We start from the raw sequence: 17066 nt of genomic DNA, 5'->3' as shown, positions 1-17066 counted from the left end.
CCGGTGGAGACATGAGCGCGGCACAAGGAATAGTTCGGCTGACGTTGCTCTTCTGGGGGCTCGTTTCCGCCGGGATGGCGGCGGAGGATTCCCATCCCGTGGGCGCTTTGATCGATGCCGCCAAAAAGGACAATTCGGTCGTCCGCCGCGAGGCCGTAGAGAAGCTGGGCGAAACGGGCGATCCGCGGGTCTTCGATTCGGTCGTCGCCGCCTTGCGCGACGATAACCCGGAGGTTCGGCGGAAAGCCGCGGAGGCATTGGGCGAGCTCAAAGATCCGAGGGCGGTCGAGCCGCTGATCGGCAGCTTGAGGGACGACGACTCGGCGGTTCGATGGGCGGTTGCCGTGGCGCTGGGAGAGATGGACGAGGCGGCCGTCGAGCTTCTCGTCAATGCTCTCAAGGACAGCGAGCCTTCGGTCCGATGGGGAGCGGCGAAGGCGCTCGGAGAAATTAAAAATCCTTCGGCGGTGGAACCGCTGATCGGCGCCTTGTTCGACAGCGACGCGCTGGTTCGCCGCGAAGCCGTGGAATCGCTCGGGAATCTTCGCGACCCCCGCGCGGTGGAACCGCTGGCGGAAGCCTTGAAAGACGCCGAACCCTCGGTCCAGTGGGATGCCGCGGTCGCGCTCGGACGCTTGAACGACGCTCGGGCAGTCGAATCCTTGATCGCAGCGCTCAAGGACAGCGAAGTGGGGTTCCGGGCAAAGCTTACGGAAGCGCTGGCGGCGATCGGTCCGTCCGCAGCGGAGGCTCTGGTAGCGGCGCTGCGGAACAACGATCCGGGCGTCCGGTCCGGGGTGACGGACGCCCTGGCAAACATCGGCCGGCCGGCTGTCGACTCCCTGATAGCGGGATTTACGGACGACGACAGCGAGTTTCGGCGGGCGGTCAGGGAAGCGTTGCTGACGATAGGGCCCGGTGCGACCGTCCCCTTGATAGCCGCATTGGAAAATCCGGATTGGCGAATTCGCCACGGAGCCGCAGCAGCGCTCCGGAAGGCCAAGGACTCGCGCGCGGCGGATGCGATCTCCGCAAGAATCAAGGGTGTCGCTTCGCTGGCCGAAACCTACGGCGAACAGATCGAAAAAGGCGAGTCCGGAACCGAGGACCGGCTTATCGATGCTTTGAGCTTGCTGGGGAATCCGCGGATGGCCGCGGATTTCGTCCACTGCGGAAATCCGATGCTGGAAGCGGCCGGGCGCCGATGGTCCGAGGATCACGGCCGCCCGGTCCCGAATTTATCGGAGAAGAGGAAAGGACCCCGCTGGGGCGAGCAGCAAACCGTCCTCTAATTGCGTAGCTCCGACGCTGCCTTTCTTCTTCCATTCGGCATTCGAGGCCTGGAGCCTACGACTTATAGGATGCGCTGACGAAGGAAGCGCATCAATCGCGAACGATGCACTTCCAATCGCAAATGGTATCTCTGGGAGCATCAGAGCTGCCCTTCCAATCGCAAACGGACCTTTAGTCGGTCCCTTCCAATCGCAAACGGCATCTCCGGGAGCACCGGAGCCGCCCTTCCAATCGCAAACGGTTGCTTTAGTCGCAACCCTTCCAATCGCAAACGGTCGCTTTAGTCGCAACCCTTCCAATCGCAAACGGTCGCTTTAGTCGCAACCCTTCCTTCGTCAGCGCATCCTATGTAATGGCGCCCTAACCGTTGCCTTTCCTTAATCGTGCGCTGCCAGCGGATGATGCGCCACTTCCTCCTGTGCGATGACTTCGGCCGGCGTGGGCGATCCTTCGATGGCGCGCTTGATCGACAGCTTGGTCGCCTCGTAATTCCAGTCCTGAATCTTGTCGTCGTCGTCGGCTTCCCAATGGATGAAGACGCCGACACAGATGAACGTGTTCTCGGCTTCATCCATCGGGATGATGCCGTCCCTGACGCTGTCCACCACGGCCTTGGCAATGCCGCGCTGCGCCGGCCCGAACATCTGGGTCGCCTGCTTCTCGTTCTTGATTTCGACTTTGTTGAACAACACCGTGTGGGGTTTTGCCATGAGATTGGGAGCGACCAGCGCCAGCAGCGCATTGTCGCCCCGCTTCTGGTTCGTCAAAGCGATGCAGAATGCGGTCTCCGCATTACTGCCACGCGGTCCCATTATCAGATCGATATGCGCGACCTCTTTGCCTTCTCCCACCAAGGCTTCGCCCACCAGCACTCGATCGATTTTCGGCACTTGCATTTGCATGGTAATCCCTCCTTTGAATGCGCTTATCGGCGGAACAAACGTCCGGTTCCGAGCGCAAAGTCGCCGAAGCGTCTGCACCCGGTTTGTCACCCTTAGATCACGAGTCGGGCGGAATCGTTGCAGGTTCTTATTGAAATGGCGGCAAGCCGGGAAGGCTGTGTTCTACCCATCCTGCGCGGTTCTTAATCGCTCAAGATGCCCTCGACGCGTCTCCCGTGAGCGTACGTTTGGTAGTCCCGGAGACGGAATCCCCGCCGATGATCACCGGCCTCGAGATAAGAAAGTCGTACTCACCGATTCGGCATTGCTTCCGCCGTCTGTAAGGCCGTCATCGAGTGGCGTTTCCTCGGGTTCTACACAGTCGGCCAGGAATATTTCATCGAAGTTGTCGCTATTGCCCCCGGTCAGGTCGGACCTCGACACGAAGGCGATGCGTCTCCCGTCGAAACTGATCGAAGGACTGATACTGCTGCCCGCCGCGGCATCGGTGACCGGCGTAAAGGCGCCGGTAGTGATATCGAATAAGACGATTTCGAGACTGCCGTCGGGGTTGGTCCCGGTTAAATCCCGGCCGGACACAAAGGCGATACGGGCGCCGTCGCCACTAATCGATGCGGAGTAGTTCTCGAGGAGAGGGTCGCCCTCGGTGGAATAGGTGATCTGCGTGAGTACGCCTGCGGTCGCGTCGAACAGGAAGATCTCGTCGTTGCCGTCGGTGTTGCCGCCCGTCAGGTCCTGGTTGGAGTGAAAGGCAATGCGGGTACCGTCGGCATTGATGGATGGAGCGAAGTTGCCGATTCCGGCCGCGCTTGCGATGGAGTTGGTGAGCTGCGTCGTGGCGTTGGTCGCTGTGTCGAACAGGAATATCTCCCGGTTGAAGTCGGGATTCCCGCCGGTCAGGTCCTCATCGGATTCGAAGGCGATGCGGGTGCCGTTTGCGCTGATCGACGCATTGAAGCTGCCGGCCCTGGCGGGGGAATTGGTGATCTGAGTGGTGCTATTGGCCGCCGTGTCGACCAGGTCTATTTCGAAGTTGCCGTTGGGGTTCTGACCGGTTGGATTCGCATTGGATTCGAAGGCGATACGGGTGCCGTCGGCGTTGATCGATGGCAGGTAGGCCTGGCCGACCCCGGCGTTTTCGGTGAGCTGCGTGAAGGCGCCCGCCGTGGCGTCGAACACAAAGATCTCTCTGTTCAGCTCCGGGTTCTGCCCGGTCAAATCCGCGGTCGACTCGAAGGCGATGCGGGTACCGTCCGCGTTCAGAGAGGGAGCATGGTTGGCCGGCGCTGATCCGCTCGTCGTATTGGTAATCTGGGTGATGGTGTTCGTATTCGTATCGAACAGGAAGAGCTCGAAATTGCGGTCAGCATTGCCTCCCGTCAGGTCCGCGTCGAGATGAAAGGCGATGCGGCTGCCGTCGGCGCTGATGGATGCATTGTTTTGTTGGATGATGGCTCCGAATGTGTTCCCGTCGGTGAGCTGCGTGATGCCGCAGGTCAATTGGGCGAGCGCCGTCTGCGACCAGATCCCCATCAACGGCAGGGCGACCGACAAGCCTGCACGGAGATGTTTCTTCGCTCTGCCCGTTCCCTGCTCGTTATTCCTTAACGCCTTCATGATTCCCTCCTTCCTCAAAGGTGAATCCTTTCAATTCGAGAACAATTTATTTACGGTAGTTCCTCATTTTTGTGACAAGTTTGGGGCTGGGGTAAGCAAAAGGCGGTTGTCGCTCTCATTGACACGCGGGGACATCCGGCGAGATCGCGTAGGATGGGTAGAGCGTAGCGAAACCCATCATTCCAGAATTGTGATACACCATAGACGATTCTAAAGACTCCGAGTAAACCATGACCGACTATCGCCGTTTCCGTGTCGAGGGAGGTACATATTTCTTTACGGTTAACCTCGCAGAGCGGCATCGCAAGCTGTTGACGGACCATATTGGTGCCTTGCGCGAAGCTTTTCGTGTGGTCAAAGGAGCGCATCCATTCACGATCGACGCGGTAGTGATTTTGCCGGACCACCTCCATACGATTTGGACCCTGCCAAAGAGCGAACAGGATTTCAGCCTACGCTGGCGGCAACTTAAATCAGCCCTTTCCAGAGAGATTGAAAAGGGAGAACGCATTTCCAAAAGTCGTTCCCGTAAGGGTGAACGCGGAGTATGGCAACGCCGATTTTGGGAACACGTCATCCGCGACGAAGAAGATTTCGCGTGGCACGTCGATTACATTCACCATAATCCCGTGAAACACGGATATGTAAAGGCAGTGTCAAACTGGCCGTATTCTTCATTTCATCGGTATGTCCGATTGGGTATTTACTCGAAGGATTGGGCGGGTCCGGAAATGGGGGATCTGGATTTCGAATAGGCTCTGGGATGATGGGTTTCGCTTCGCTCTACCCATCCTACGAGGGCTATGGGCTACAAGTTGTATTCGCGTAATCAATTAGCTCGGCAATTACGTAGGACTTCCAAACAATGCCAAGATCGGACTCTGGATTTATACGGCCACTATAGATGCCTAACAGCTGACAAACCGGACTGATGACACTGGTAGAGTTCTCGTGGGTAATAATCCCGCCGCCATTCCGATAAAGAATGACAGGAGAACCAGATTGGCCTTTCCGAGTTCGGCAGTCAATTAGAAAGACCGGTAAACCGTTATGATTGATTTCTGGCTCTGATGCGACAAAGCCCGTAGCCCATACTGCGAATGAAGGTCCTGTCCGCATGCCAAAGGGAAAACCTACAACACTGACCATTTGTGCTGGCTCAATATCTAAGTGAGTCTCATAACGCGTTTTATACGGATACAACGCTACGCCGTCTGATTCGGATACCGGAAGGGCAACGACGTCAGCTTTAGCGCCTAGAGTTGGATGTTCGATCCAACGCGGAGTATCGCCATTGTAGAGCGGTTCTTTTACCTTTACGAATTCGCCCAAGCCGGATTTGGAATTGTGTGAGATGACGAGAGTATCAGGTATAGCACCTGTGGTTGAAAGAAGTTCTCCGGAATCTTGGTTTCGGCCTGTGACGTTGTGACGATTCGTAATGAGGAATGGCACTCCAGCAGCACCTATGACTACGAAGCTGCTACCCGATGCAATGGTATTGCCAAGTACCTGCATTTCAATATACAGCGACTGAAACGATGGCTGTGAAATACGGAAAGGCATACTGCATCTTATTTCAAGTTAAGCCCATGTAGGATGGGTAGAGCGAAGCGAAACCCATCAACCAGCTACCGCCCCCGCATCAACCTTTCATAATCCCCCTTGCTCAAAACATACAACGGACTCGCCGACACCCTGACAGCCGCCTTGCCGTCCTTATCGACCGCAAGATTTTCAGCATGTCCCACCACGTCTACCACAACCCAAGCCTTGCCCGGATCGAGCTTTAGCGGCCAATCGCTCGCCTGCTCGTCCGTCCGCCAGATCATGAAGGTTTCGCCGAAATAGGCGGCCTGGATGTTGGCGTCTTGGGTGTCCACGGCCTTGTAGGGCAAGCCGTCGATCAGGGCGCCGGCGGTGTAGAGAGCCGCCTCGGCGGGTTTGTGACCCATGGAGTAGTCCCAGAGGCGGCCGTAGCCCCAGTCGTATTCGTGGCCGAGGCAGAAGGCCAGCCCCAAGTAGTCGCTGCGGCTGTTGGCCCAGGCGATCATCTTCGCGGCCTGTTCCGCCTGCCAGCGGCGGCCGGTGAAACCATGGGCGGTCTTGGCGCCGGCTTCGCCCAGCCAGAACGGCAGGGTGTTCTTGCGTCCGAGACTTTCGTAAGCCGAGAGAACGCCGCGTTCGTCTTCGGTGGAGCCGTTGCCGATAGGATGGCCGAAGCGGGGCGGGCGTTGCGGATAGGCGTGGACGTCCCAGGCGTCCTGGTACTTGTCGAGGCCGAGCTTGAGCACTTCGGCGAACCACTTTCCCGAACTCAAGCCCCCGGCATAGCCTCCGTCATCCGTCGTATCGCCGGGGCGCACCAGGCTGCCGCCGACGTAATGGCCGTCCTTCCGGGCCCCGTGTACCGCTTCGTACTCCCACTTAGCCCGCTCGACCCAATGGGCGGGGGCGCGCAGTTTTTGCCATTCCCCTTCGCGGCGGATGTCGATTTCGTTGGTGGCCTTGAAGAAGCGGGTATAGGCCGAGGCCTTTTCGATGAAGGCGCGCCCGTCTTCCGGCTTGTCGTTGAGCCAATGGCTGTCGCCCGAGGTGTCGCCGAAGAAGACCAGTCCGCGCGACTTGGCGCGTTCCCACTTCGTTTGATGCTCCGGCGGGAATCCGGGATAGGAGCCGTAGCTCTTGTAGATGCCCGTGCGCTCCAGCCAGGCGAAGTATCCGCCCTCCTGGCGGAAGCCTTTGTCGCCGTCGAAGAAGGCGTAATAGTCGTTGTTCCAGAGCTTTTTCTTGTCCAGCCGTTCCTTTTGGGCGGCGTTTCCGCGAACCACGGTGAAGCCGTCGGCGGGATAGGCCATGATGAGCCTGCCGTCGGGCGTGTGCAGGGAGGGGTAGACGGCGTAATAACCCGCTTCCGGCGTTTTTCCAAAATCGAGCGTGGCCTCGCCGGGGAAGAGACCATCGATCTCTTTCACGGCGACCTCGTTGCCCCGGTAATCCGTCATCCTGAGGCGCAGCTTGGCGCGGAAGCGGGGCAGGGGAGCGGGCAGATCGGTTTCCTCCAGAATCGGATGCCAGCGGATGTCGGCGCGCAGCTTGAGCGGATCGCCCGGATGGGGCAGATTGGCCGGAGCGTCGGCATAGACGAGCGGCCTGAGCTTCGCGGCCACGGCGCCGAGCGCCAGGTCGGCCGCGGGATCGGCGAGCTGGGTCTTGATCGAATCGAGCGGACGGCCGGACTCATCGGTAAATCGAGCGGCAAAAAAGAAGCTTTCGCCTTTATCGTGCTGCATCGCCAGCTTGACCAACAGACGATGCCACCCCGGCGCAAGCGCCAAGGGCGCGGCCTGCGAAGGCTCGGCGCGTTCCGGCAGGGCAGTGACCGCAAGACCCTCGGTGGTGAATCCCTGTAGCGCATTCTTGGCGGGTTCGCCCGGAGCAGGGAAGTCGGCCGGCGGGTTCGGATCGTCGGCGAAGGAGAGGGGCTGCCCGTCCAGCCATCCGGCGGTTCTGATCCCGGACTGGCGCAATTTCAGCAGCGCCTGGGTCGGCTGGTCGACGTGAAGATAGAGCTGAGCGTAGCCGGTTCCGCGCGACCAGCCGTAGGAGTGATCGGTGGCGGGCTCGATGACGGTGACGCCATTGGCTGCGGCCGGAGCCTTTTGCCAGGTCTTTATCTTGCCGCCCATCATGGCGGTGCTGAGGTAGGGCTGGCCGGGATTCGGACGCAGCACGGTTTCGCTATCGAGGCCGTAAATCGAAACGCCCGCAAGGCCATCCTGCAATCCGCCCACCAGCCAGGCTTCGGGCACGCCGTTATGGAGCGTGGTAGGCGCGTCTGATGTGACGGCCGGGATTGTGAGCATCGTGCCCGCGTGTTCCGGATCGGCGAGAAATTTCGCCACGGCCGCTTCGTTTTTCGGCGAGGCGAGGGCGCCGAGCACGGTGTAGTTGTTGTCGGTTACGAGCGCGGCGGGCAGCGCGGGCAGATTGAGGCGCCGTGCCATGTCCTCGGCTTCGGGCCCGATCGAATAGTTCACCCGGAGCTTTTGAACCCGCTGGCGTGCGGCATCGGCCGCCAATCCCCGGAACAAAATTTCGCCATGATCGCCCTTGCCGTCGAGCACGTAGAGCTGTCCGCTAGGATCGGACACACTCTTCGTCCGCGCCAGAAAGCGGTTTCGGGCTTCCGCCGCCGAGGCGCTCATCCAGTCGCCGAGCGGCGTTTCCATCTTGAGGAGAAAGGCATCGAAAACCTTCGCGCCGTCGGCTTTACCCGCGTTTTCTATTTGCAGCACCTTGTCGCCCGGCAAGATGGCCACGGTGGCAGCGCCTTTCACCCACTGGTATTCCCAGGGCGAGGTGTTGGTCACTACGAATTCGCCGCGAGCGGCCAGTGCGTTCGGATCGGCGCCGGCTTTGACGGTGAAGGTCTGGGCGACCTGCGACACTTCGCCACCGCTCTTGTACCGGGCGAAGAAGCGATAGAGGCCGGGCGGAACGGCGGGATCGAGCTCGAACCGAAAGCTCGCGCCCCAGGCGCCGAAGCCCTGATGAAAAACCTGGACTTCGTCTTTTTCGGTCAGGATCGAGCCCGCGCCTTCGAGTCCCGCAGCGGTTCCGGAATGGACCCGAATCGCGGGATCTTTGCCCGCCGACATCCAAAGCGGCGTTTTGCCCAATTCCAGAAGAACCGCCGGAAGTTCGTTAGTGCCTTGTTCCGGAAGCGCCGTCGGCGACTCTGGGCCGCCGAGCAGAAAAGCGTCGAAAATCTTGGCGTCGTGGCCGGCTCCGCTGTCGCGGATTTCGATTACGGTATCGTCGGCCTTGAGCGTCAGCGGGGTTTCCGCGCCGATCCAGGCGTATTCCCAGCCCTTGGGTTTCAGCTTCACGACCGCGCGTTGTTCGAGCTTCGAGGCATCGGGTCCCGCCCAAATCTCGAAGGTCTGCACGCAAACCTCCGGTTCGCCGCCTTGCCGCCAGCGCGCCCAGAAGGTGTAGGGGCTCGCGTTCGCCCGGGGTTCCAGTTTGAATCGGAAAGCGACATTCCACGAGCCGAATCCCGGATGCAGCGAACTGATATCATCCGGACCGGTTTGAATCGAGGCGTCTCCTTCGTGGGCACTGACATCGCCCTTATAAATACGCGTCGCATTGTCCTGGGCTGCGGCCGACGGCGGCTGGCTGCCGAGTTCGAGCAGCAGAGCAGGATTCTCGGCGCTGCCCGGAACCGGCAATCCCGAGAGTTCGGCGCCGGTAGCCAAAGTCAGCCAGGTTGCCGCCGCAATGGCAAATCCGCCCTTCGAAAAAAAATGCTTTGTCATTCGATTCACCTTGCAGAATACGCCGCTGCGCAGGAAGTCGCTCGTGGGGCGAACACGCCATTCAACACGACCGGGCGATAAATCCCTATCATAAGGGAGGTCACAAGAGTGTTACGGCATCGTCGAGGTCGGTTTGCGAACCCAACGATGCGGCAATGATTGATTTGAAGCGGATGAGATTCGAAAAGTTATTCTCGCTGAAATACCTGATCCCCATAGGGTTCGTGGTCGTTCTGGTTCCCTTGCTGTTTGCCGTGATGTATGCGGCCTTCGCCATGCGCGACATCGCGCGGCTGGAGCAAAGAACCTTTTATCAGATCGTCGAGCAGGTGAAAACCGCCCGCTCGGCGCTACAAATGGTTTCCGATATCGAGCGAAAAGCCAAGCTCTTCGTCATTTTGGCGCATCCGGCCTTGCGCCAGCCCTATGAGCGGCAGTCTTACGAAACCGTTCGGAACTCCCTGAGGGAGGCCTTGGGCGAACTGCTGAAAATGGGCGTGGACGAAAAAGTCGCGCTTTCGATCAACCGGTTGTCGGAGCAAGAGCGCTTGGTTTACGAGCAAATCATCAGCTCCGACACCGGCGATCGCGTCGCCCTGCCCGACGACCAGGCATTTCAAGGTTTGCATGCGGCGGCTAATGCTTTGTGGCAGGAAATCTCGGAACAGGTCGACCGGGAGGCGAAACAGCTCTACGCACAGTCGAGATCGGTTCAGCAGGATCTGGTGATCAAGGCAGGATTTCTCTTGCCTACTTCGGTTGCCGTCATCCTGTTCTTGCTGACCTTGCTCAGCCGCTCGGTCCGGCAGTTGGACGAAGCGATCCGAAGGCTGACGGCGCGGGATTTCGGAAAGCCTATCAGCGTGGCGGGGCCGCAAGATCTTCGGTATCTCGGCGATCAATTGGAATTGTTGCGGACGCGCCTGCGCTCGCTCGAAGAGTCGAAACGGCAGTTGATGGATAATGTGTCGATCGAGATCGAGACGCCGCTGGCCCGGATCGTCGAAAGCGCGGAACAGCTCGAGATGATGAGTGACGAAGCCGGTCCTGAACAGCGCGAAATCGGCCGGACGCTGACCACGAACATTCAAAAGCTGCAAGAGTTGTTGGCGGAGCTGACCCGCTACAACCGGCTTCACGAGGAACCGGAACAGAATGTCGCCGAAAGCGTTAAGATGCAGGACCTGTTAAGGTCCGTCATCGCGGATCACCGGCCTCGCCTGCAAGCGAAGTCCTTGACGGTCAAGGAATTGGTCCAGCCGGTCGAGGTGTCCGGCGATCGGGACCAGCTACAAACCATTATTGACAACCTGATTTCCAATGCCGTGAGCTACTCGCCCGTAGGCGGCGAAATTCGAATCATTCTCCGCGCCGTGGGGGGCAACATGGAGCTGGAGGTCGAAGACGACGGGCCCGGTATCGACGAAGAGGAAAGCAAGCATGTATTCGAACCGTTTTACCGGGGCAAGGCCGCGTCCAGCCTCGCCACCGAAGGTACCGGAATGGGATTGGCCATCGCCAGCGAGTGCGTCGCCAATCAGCGCGGAAAGATCGAGGTTCTCGAACCGCGGCAGGACAAACAAGGCGCTCGCATCCGGGTTCAATTACCGCTGGTCGAGGCTGCCTGAATGAACATGCTTGTCCGCAGTACAGTTTTAATGGGGCTCTCGGTGCTGGCCGGCTGCGCGGAATTCTACCCGGACCGCTACCGGGCTTCGTATTACACACCTTCCCACGATGCCTATTCGCGATCGGATATCGACGAACTGCTGGGCTTCGGAGCCGCGTTCGCCAATAAAACCGCCGCATCTCGCGCCGAGGAATGCCGGCGGATGCTCAAGCATTACCGGCAAAATCCGGACGTCGGCGTGCGCTTGCACCTTCTGATTGCGCGAACGCTTTCCGAAGCCTGCGGCGACACGACCAAGATCTTGGCGTCCGTGGGGGCCATACCCCCCGAGCGGATGCCGGACGGAAGGGTACAGAACCTGGTTGCCATTCAAATGGAGACTCTGAAGCGGGCCGGGAGTCTGTCGAGAAAAGCGGTAGCCGCGGAACGAAAACCGGACCGCAAACAGGCGACGGTTTGTGCCCCGGACTCGAAGACGGTCGATAAGACCAATCCCCCGACCGACGAGGCGAAAATTCTTCGGGAGAAACTGGAAGCCATCAGGGCCATCGAGAAGAGCATGGACGCGCCGACGATCGACACCGAGGGTGGCGAGGGGGGAGGGAAGTAGCCAGGGGCTTTGCCGTACCCCTCGGGCACTGCGCTGTTCGCCGGCTCCCTGCTGGCCGGTGCAGCGCCTTGACACCCTTGCGACAAAGGCGTGCGAGAAATGTGGGCTAATAGTAGGTCGGCAACCCCTTGCCGACGAAGCCGTTTTTCCGACGGTTGCGTCGGGAAAGGATTCCCGACCTACTCTCCCTTGGACCGCTAAACCGGACCGGAAAGTATTGTAAGGCCGTAACCCGCCGAGCGGCCTAGCCTTTGCCGCCGACAAGCGCATCGATCTTCGCAAGCAGCCTTCCGAGCGGGGTGCGGCTGAGCGCCAGGCCGAGGCAAACGCCGATACCGTTGGCGACCATGTCGACCGGATCGAATGTACGCACGTTGCTGAGTCCTTGAAGAAATTCCAGTCCGATCCCCAGGAAAAGGAGAAACAGCGGCCAGCGCCAACGGGGCAGGAAGGCCTGTCGAAACCAGTACGTCAGCGAGGCATACGCCAAGGCATGTTGCGCCTTGTCCCAAGCGAGCAACGGCGTGGGCGGCTGAGGCGGTTCCGGCGTCAGGCTCAGCCAGACCACGACGGCGACCATCAGCCAGCCGATGCCTTGCCAGAGGCGGGGAAGGTGTAAGGGGCGGCGTGCTTCGCCGCTGGCCGGAGGTCTATGTTTGCGACGCCCGACCGTTTTCCGAAGTCCTGTTCCCATGCAGATGAATGCTTTCCTGGAGTTAAACGGCGGATTCTAGCAATTCTGCGGACGCGGAACTTGCTGGACATTTCGAATAGGGACGTCTCCGTCGGCTGGTTGCACAGGCTGAGGTGGAGGCACCGGAGGCGGCGATCGAAGCGCCACCTAGCGAAGCCGCTGCTCTTTCAGAACGATAAAACGATCTCAGCGTGCCGCGATCGCCGCCGCTTCCTCGGGAAAGATTTCGCGCATGATGCGCTCCGCCGAAGCGGTGTAGTCGTGCCGGGTCGAGACCGGTTCCCAGGGAAGCCCGTCCAGCAGGGTCCGCAAAACCAGCCGGACGTTGTTCTCCAGGTCGCCGATCCCCATGTTCCGGTAAGGGAAGTTGAAGGTTTCGAACATGAGTTCGCCGTAATGCAATGCCCAGAAACCGTAGACCAGGTCCTGCGGCGCCATGGTCCCCGGCAGCTTCAAGTCGCCGTTTTCGATGGCTTCGTCGATGACGATGACGACCCGGTCGATCACGTCCTTCATGAGCTCGTTTTGAGCCGCGTGGCTCTCCGGCGAGATTTTTTCCCGGACGCCGGCGGACTTGACCGTGTAAATGCTTTCGTATTCCACCGGGTACAGCTTGGCGTAGAAGTGGTGGGCCAGGTGTATGGCCAGCAGCCGTTCGCGGCTGTTGCCGCGGAGCTTCAGCGCGCGATCGAAAAAGTCGCGCCAGGTTCGGAGTCCGCGTATGCAAAGGTGCATCAGCACCTCCTCCTTGCACTGGAAGTGCTGGTAAATGGTGCCCTTGGAGTACTCGGTCAACTCCGCTATCCGGTCCATCCCGAAGTTGCTGAAGCCCTGTTCGGCGATCAGCTTCGCCGATATGTCCAAAATTAACTCCTTCCGGGCGATGATTTCACGTTGCTTTCGGGTTAATTTCGTCATGATTTTGACGGTATGGATAAATTTTGACGAAACGTCAATTGTTATGCTGTAATCTGAGCCGTAGCTTGGGCGAAGAACTCGCTGTGACCCAAGCAGCGTACCCGGTAAGAAGGCTGGATTTCAATGAGGCGATTCCGATGCATCGTTCCCCGTTCGTTCGGCTGATCTCGATTTTTGCAGTTCTGGTGCTAGTCCATTCCCCCGTCTGGTCTCAGAACAGTCCTCCGGCCGAGCGGGCGTCGACGGGTGAAAGTCCTGATCTTAAGACGCTCGCAGTGCTGGACTTGGAACTCACCGGCGATCTCGGCGACAGCACGCGGGAGGCCGAGTGGAGCAGGCGGCTCGCTGTCATGACCGAGGTTTTGCGGGACGATCTGAGCCGCAGCGGGTTGTACCGGGTGGTGGATCATGGGCCGGCTCCCGAACTCGTCGCCGAGCTGAAGTCGGCCCGCTATCTGCATGCCTGCAACGGCTGCGAGCTGGACATCGCCCGGCGGCTCGGCGCCGAGCGGGTTCTCGTCGGATGGGTGTTCCGAATGAGCAATCTGGTCCTCAGCCTGCACATCCAAATCCGCGACGTCGCCACGGGGCAAACCCTGATCAACCGCGCCTTCGATTTTCGGGGTGACAAGGACGAATCCTGGCGCCGGGCCATAGCCTATTTCGTCCAAGACCTGCGGGAAAGGCCGCCAAGAAGGCAATAGCTGTCCGCCTTGGGCTTTCCGGTCCAACTTCCGGAGAAAGCAAGCATGCTCGAAAAGCTGAATGTGACGAAAGCGATCGATGTGCCCGGCCACGAAGTTTGAACAGCGATCAGCGGCATCGAGCAGGATTTACGATAGGAGCATAGTCATGTCTGTCTTAAGCAAGATCATTTCAGTCCTTACTCTCGCGATCCTCGTTTCCCTTCCGGTACGCGCGAATTCCAGTATTGGGGTTCTGGATTTCGAGTTGAACGATGTCACCTCGAATCCGGGCGTTGCCGAAGAAGTGGAAAGAACGGCCTCGCTGAAACGGTTACTGGAGGAACATTTGAGTGGCAAGGGCTATCGCATCGATGCGACCGACCCGGCCGCTCAAGCCGCCGCCACCAAGGGGTTCGGATACCTCTGGGATCATTCGGACGAAGCGGCGGAGCTCGGGAAAAATAGCGGGAGCGAGTTCGTCGTGGTCGGACGGTTGCACAAGCCGAGTTTCCTGTTCGTCTATCTCATGGCGCATTTGATCGATACCAAGACCGGCAATGTCGTCGGCGACTTCATCGTCGAGGTCAAGGGCCAACAGCAGAACTTCACCGCCAAGGGCATCGAGAACCTGGCTCGGCAGATCGATACGAGACTCAAGACGGTTAGCGGGTCGTAAGCCCCGGCGGGCTGCGAAAGGTTGTGCAACGCCGGGCGGTTTCCGGTCACCCGCGCAACCCCTTTGGTACCAGCCGGCGTTCGGCGAGCTCGAAGACGCCCTCGATCAATAGCGCAAGCAGGGCCGCAGGGACAGCCCCTTGGAGGATCAATCCCGTATCGTCCAGGCGAATGCCCGTGAGAATCGGCTGCCCATATCCTCCCGCACCGATCAGCGCGCCAAGGGTCGCCATGCCGACGTTGATCACGGCAGCCGTCCTGACTCCGGAGATGATGGTGCGCAAGGCCAGGGGCAACTCCACCAGTCGTAGCCGGGCGAAGCGGGGGAGGCCGAGCGCATCGGCCGATTCGAGCAGCGGACCGGGAATGTTCTGAAGCCCGGTACAGGTATTGCGCACGATGGGCAGGAGGCTGTACAGGAACAGAGCGGTGATGGCCGGCCAGGCTCCGATTCCGAGCAGCGGGATCATGAACACGAGGAGCGCCAGCGACGGTATCGTTTGAAGAATCCCGGTGGCTCCAAGTACCAGCCTTCCCAGGCGCGGTCTACGCGCGCACAGAATACCCAGCGGAATGGCCACGAGGATGGCGGCGGCCAGCGAGATTGCGACCAGAGAGAGATGTTCGAGCGTGTGGCGCCACAGGCTGGCAGCCAAGCCCTCGACCTCGCCGTCGGACGCGATGGCTAGCCGTTTCCGCAGGAAGTCGGCGGCCACCTTGCGCTCCGATACCTTGCCGAGCTTGGCCGCCGCGTTCATGGCGGTCATCTCTTTCTCCGAAATCCGGCCTTCCAGTTGCCGGAGTACCGGAAGGACGGCCGGCAGGCGTTCGGCGAGGTCGGCCCGGTAAAGAAACACGGCGCGATAGTCGGGGAAATAGCCTCGGTCATCCTCTAGCACCCGGAGCGAGTAGTATTGAATCTCCGCGTCGGTGGTATAGAGGTCGGTCACATCCAGGCGGCCGCCGGCAAGGCCGCGATAGGCGAGCCCATGATCCAGACCCACGACCGCTTGCTGGGGTAAGCGGTAGGCTCGTTTGAGCCCGGGCCATCCATCCGCCCTAGCCATGAATTCGTTGCTGAAACCGAACTTGAGCTCCGGGTGGTCGCGCAGCTCGGAGATGGTGGTGATTCCCAAGCGGTCCGCGCGAGCGGTCATCATCCCGAGGGCATAGGTGTTGTTGAATCCGAGCGGCTCGGTCATCGACACGCCCTGTTCCGCCAGGACCCTGCGCAGCGTCGCCAGGTCCCGCTTCCCTTGTAGCCGGCCGCCCAGAACCTCCTCGATCAGAGTCCCGGTATATTCGGGATAGAGGTCGATCTCGCCATCGATCAAAGCCTGCCAAAGGAACCGGGTCCCGCCGAGCTGCTTTCGGTGTTGCACGTCGATCCTCGCGCTTTCGAGGATCTGGGCGGCGATCTCGCCGAGGATCACCGATTCCGTGAACTCCTTGGAACCCACGGCCACACCTGTCGTCTCCCCGGCTTCAGGAGCCGAGCCGTAACCGATCCACAAGCTCAAGAGCAGGATCAGCCGGTAGATCATGTCGCCCGTTGCACAAGTCCGTCGACCAGGCTGCGCTGCGCCCGCACGAAGCGCGCGACGTACTCGGTGGCCGGCGAATCGATCAAAGCCGTCATCGGCCCTTGCTGTTCGATGGAGCCCTCGCGCAGCAGCACGATCTCGTCGGCAAAATGGCCGGCCTCGCTCAGATCGTGCGTCACCATCAGAACGGTTTTCCCGAGAGCGGTGAACAGCGTCTTGAGATCGGTCTGGAGTTCGTAGCGGATCAGCGGGTCCAGTGCGCCGAGCGGTTCGTCCAGCAGCAGGATCTCGGGGTCCAGCATCAGCGCCCGCATCAGGGCCACTCGTTGCCGTTCGCCTCCGGAGAGTTGGGACGGGTAGCGGTCGAGCGCTCCCGTAGGCAGGCGGACCAGTTCTGCGAGTTCGATCATCCGCGCCTCTGTTCGCGCGGATGACCAGCCGAGCCGGCCCGGCATCAAGGCCACGTTGCCGCGGGCGGTCAAGTGCGGAAACAGTCCGCCCTCCTGGATGACATAGCCCATTCGGCGGCGCAGTGCCAGAGCCGTCGAGGCGGTGACCGGCGTGCCCATCAACTCGACGGTGCCTCGGTCCGGGAGGACCAGGCCGTTCGCCAGCCGGAGCAGAGTGGATTTGCCGCAGCCGCTCGCGCCGATGATCACCGCCACCTGCCCCTCGGGAATCGAGAGATCGATGTCGCGAAGCACGGCAACGCCGTCATAGCTTTTGGTGACCCGTGACAGTTTGAGCATGCGGCGATAATACCGGTTAATAGCCTGAATTTCGTGGACCCGCCCTCTAAATTTGTTCCGCGACAGGACAGGGTCGATTGTCGCCGGCTTCCGATGCGCGACTCGAAACGGTTCGCGGGTCGTGTAGCTCATTTTGGCACTGCGAGTTTGCGCAACGCCTCGCGAGTTCGTTCATCGGCCACGGATAAGCGCAGTTTCCGTTCAGTCGCCGCGGCAAACCGCGGAGAGGCCGCCCCCGAAGCGATCATGTGGAGCGCGGTTCGCAGCTCATCGATCAAAGACCAGTCGGCATCGGTCATGCCGGATGAATCGGGATGTCGCGAGCCCCGAATCCAGCCATCGATGTCGCCGTCGAATCGTTGGTATATCTCGAGCTTTTCAAGGGTAATCATGATCTATGAGAATGCGTTTTGAACTCAGCACC

General features: G+C 60.1%; 15 protein-coding genes. 6 read left to right on the top strand and 9 right to left on the bottom strand.

Annotation, left to right across the window (positions count from 1 at the left end; translation table 11 throughout):
- The first annotated feature begins 11 nt into the window (after positions 1 to 11).
- The gene (locus ACR2R1_RS12510; RefSeq protein WP_434110312.1) at positions 12 to 1292 is read left to right on the top strand and encodes a HEAT repeat domain-containing protein; all 1281 of its coding nucleotides are present in this window, start codon (positions 12 to 14) and stop codon (positions 1290 to 1292) included.
- A 378-nt stretch (positions 1293 to 1670) separates the two neighbouring features.
- On the opposite strand, the gene fae is transcribed toward ACR2R1_RS12510, so the two are convergent.
- Both fae and ACR2R1_RS12500 read right to left on the bottom strand, forming a co-directional pair.
- A complete protein-coding gene (fae, locus tag ACR2R1_RS12505) occupies positions 1671 to 2189 on the bottom strand; it encodes a formaldehyde-activating enzyme (protein ID WP_077731765.1) in 519 nt (172 codons plus the stop codon).
- A 267-nt stretch (positions 2190 to 2456) separates the two neighbouring features.
- Complete coding sequence (locus ACR2R1_RS12500) at positions 2457 to 3812, bottom strand: TolB family protein (protein WP_434110310.1); 1356 nt, start codon at positions 3810 to 3812, stop codon at positions 2457 to 2459.
- A 230-nt stretch (positions 3813 to 4042) separates the two neighbouring features.
- On the opposite strand from ACR2R1_RS12500, the gene ACR2R1_RS12495 reads away from it, so the two are divergent.
- The gene (locus tag ACR2R1_RS12495; protein ID WP_434110308.1) at positions 4043 to 4567 is read left to right on the top strand and encodes an REP-associated tyrosine transposase; all 525 of its coding nucleotides are present in this window, start codon (positions 4043 to 4045) and stop codon (positions 4565 to 4567) included.
- Between the two features lie 46 nt (positions 4568 to 4613).
- On the opposite strand, the gene ACR2R1_RS12490 is transcribed toward ACR2R1_RS12495, so the two are convergent.
- Positions 4614 to 5378 carry a trypsin-like peptidase domain-containing protein gene (locus ACR2R1_RS12490; protein ID WP_133717850.1) on the bottom strand — a complete coding sequence of 255 codons (765 nt, stop codon included), beginning with the start codon at positions 5376 to 5378 and terminating at the stop codon, positions 4614 to 4616.
- Positions 5379 to 5443: 65 nt separating this feature from the next.
- Positions 5444 to 9136, bottom strand: coding sequence for a hypothetical protein (locus ACR2R1_RS12485; RefSeq protein ID WP_434110306.1), 3693 nt, complete (start codon positions 9134 to 9136; stop codon positions 5444 to 5446).
- 155 nt (positions 9137 to 9291) lie between these two features.
- Here ACR2R1_RS12485 and ACR2R1_RS12480 point away from each other — a divergent pair, with 155 nt between their 5' ends.
- Together ACR2R1_RS12480 and ACR2R1_RS12475 are read left to right on the top strand one after the other, a co-directional pair.
- Positions 9292 to 10764: a sensor histidine kinase gene (locus ACR2R1_RS12480; RefSeq protein WP_240506846.1), complete on the top strand. Its 1473-nt coding sequence runs from the start codon at positions 9292 to 9294 to the stop codon at positions 10762 to 10764.
- Positions 10765 to 11376, top strand: coding sequence for a hypothetical protein (locus ACR2R1_RS12475; RefSeq protein WP_240506844.1), 612 nt, complete (start codon positions 10765 to 10767; stop codon positions 11374 to 11376).
- A 244-nt stretch (positions 11377 to 11620) separates the two neighbouring features.
- Here ACR2R1_RS12475 and ACR2R1_RS12470 read toward each other — a convergent pair whose 3' ends face one another.
- Positions 11621 to 12070, bottom strand: coding sequence for a hypothetical protein (locus ACR2R1_RS12470; protein WP_077731714.1), 450 nt, complete (start codon positions 12068 to 12070; stop codon positions 11621 to 11623).
- 186 nt (positions 12071 to 12256) lie between these two features.
- Positions 12257 to 12934: a TetR/AcrR family transcriptional regulator gene (locus ACR2R1_RS12465; protein WP_168175482.1), complete on the bottom strand. Its 678-nt coding sequence runs from the start codon at positions 12932 to 12934 to the stop codon at positions 12257 to 12259.
- Positions 12935 to 13125: 191 nt separating this feature from the next.
- Here ACR2R1_RS12465 and ACR2R1_RS12460 point away from each other — a divergent pair, with 191 nt between their 5' ends.
- Positions 13126 to 13692, top strand: coding sequence for a DUF3280 domain-containing protein (locus ACR2R1_RS12460; RefSeq protein WP_434110303.1), 567 nt, complete (start codon positions 13126 to 13128; stop codon positions 13690 to 13692).
- A gap of 148 nt (positions 13693 to 13840) precedes the next feature.
- Positions 13841 to 14350 carry a DUF2380 domain-containing protein gene (locus tag ACR2R1_RS12455; RefSeq protein WP_133717856.1) on the top strand — a complete coding sequence of 170 codons (510 nt, stop codon included), beginning with the start codon at positions 13841 to 13843 and terminating at the stop codon, positions 14348 to 14350.
- A 46-nt stretch (positions 14351 to 14396) separates the two neighbouring features.
- Here the strand turns inward: ACR2R1_RS12455 and ACR2R1_RS12450 are convergent, their stop codons facing one another.
- The 3 genes from ACR2R1_RS12450 to ACR2R1_RS12440 are packed head-to-tail and all read right to left on the bottom strand — an operon-like array spanning position 14397 to position 17034.
- Positions 14397 to 15893 carry an ABC transporter permease/substrate-binding protein gene (locus ACR2R1_RS12450; protein WP_434110301.1) on the bottom strand — a complete coding sequence of 499 codons (1497 nt, stop codon included), beginning with the start codon at positions 15891 to 15893 and terminating at the stop codon, positions 14397 to 14399.
- Positions 15890 to 16774 (bottom strand): ATP-binding cassette domain-containing protein, encoded by an 885-nt coding sequence (locus ACR2R1_RS12445; protein ID WP_347257850.1) that lies wholly within the window; start codon positions 16772 to 16774, stop codon positions 15890 to 15892. The genes ACR2R1_RS12450 and ACR2R1_RS12445 overlap by 4 nt, the downstream gene beginning before the upstream one ends.
- Entirely contained in the window at positions 16771 to 17034 is a 264-nt protein-coding gene (locus tag ACR2R1_RS12440; protein ID WP_434110299.1) for a hypothetical protein, read from the bottom strand. Before ACR2R1_RS12440 ends, ACR2R1_RS12445 begins: the two co-directional genes overlap by 4 nt.
- Between the last annotated feature and the right edge of the window lie 32 nt (positions 17035 to 17066).

The sequence above is a fragment of the Methylocaldum sp. GT1TLB genome (assembly GCF_051027445.1).
Taxonomy (GTDB): Bacteria; Pseudomonadota; Gammaproteobacteria; order Methylococcales; family Methylococcaceae; genus Methylocaldum.
The sequence above is the reverse complement of the archived record's forward strand: the minus strand, read 5'-3'. Positions and strand labels throughout refer to the sequence as shown.

What these genes read in the sequence shown, in the direction of transcription:
- ACR2R1_RS12480 (WP_240506846.1), top strand. Translation starts at nt 9,292, where the DNA reads ATGATTGATTTGAAGCGGATGAGATTCGAAAAGTTATTCTCGCTGAAA.
- ACR2R1_RS12485 (WP_434110306.1), bottom strand. Translation starts at nt 9,136, where the DNA reads ATGACAAAGCATTTTTTTTCGAAGGGCGGATTTGCCATTGCGGCGGCA.
- ACR2R1_RS12455 (WP_133717856.1), top strand. Translation starts at nt 13,841, where the DNA reads ATGTCTGTCTTAAGCAAGATCATTTCAGTCCTTACTCTCGCGATCCTC.
- ACR2R1_RS12495 (WP_434110308.1), top strand. Translation starts at nt 4,043, where the DNA reads ATGACCGACTATCGCCGTTTCCGTGTCGAGGGAGGTACATATTTCTTT.
- ACR2R1_RS12490 (WP_133717850.1), bottom strand. Translation starts at nt 5,378, where the DNA reads ATGCCTTTCCGTATTTCACAGCCATCGTTTCAGTCGCTGTATATTGAA.
- fae (WP_077731765.1), bottom strand. Translation starts at nt 2,189, where the DNA reads ATGCAAGTGCCGAAAATCGATCGAGTGCTGGTGGGCGAAGCCTTGGTG.
- ACR2R1_RS12440 (WP_434110299.1), bottom strand. Translation starts at nt 17,034, where the DNA reads ATGATTACCCTTGAAAAGCTCGAGATATACCAACGATTCGACGGCGAC.
- ACR2R1_RS12475 (WP_240506844.1), top strand. Translation starts at nt 10,765, where the DNA reads ATGAACATGCTTGTCCGCAGTACAGTTTTAATGGGGCTCTCGGTGCTG.
- ACR2R1_RS12450 (WP_434110301.1), bottom strand. Translation starts at nt 15,893, where the DNA reads ATGATCTACCGGCTGATCCTGCTCTTGAGCTTGTGGATCGGTTACGGC.
- ACR2R1_RS12470 (WP_077731714.1), bottom strand. Translation starts at nt 12,070, where the DNA reads ATGGGAACAGGACTTCGGAAAACGGTCGGGCGTCGCAAACATAGACCT.
- ACR2R1_RS12510 (WP_434110312.1), top strand. Translation starts at nt 12, where the DNA reads ATGAGCGCGGCACAAGGAATAGTTCGGCTGACGTTGCTCTTCTGGGGG.
- ACR2R1_RS12500 (WP_434110310.1), bottom strand. Translation starts at nt 3,812, where the DNA reads ATGAAGGCGTTAAGGAATAACGAGCAGGGAACGGGCAGAGCGAAGAAA.
- ACR2R1_RS12445 (WP_347257850.1), bottom strand. Translation starts at nt 16,774, where the DNA reads ATGAGCTACACGACCCGCGAACCGTTTCGAGTCGCGCATCGGAAGCCG.
- ACR2R1_RS12460 (WP_434110303.1), top strand. Translation starts at nt 13,126, where the DNA reads ATGCATCGTTCCCCGTTCGTTCGGCTGATCTCGATTTTTGCAGTTCTG.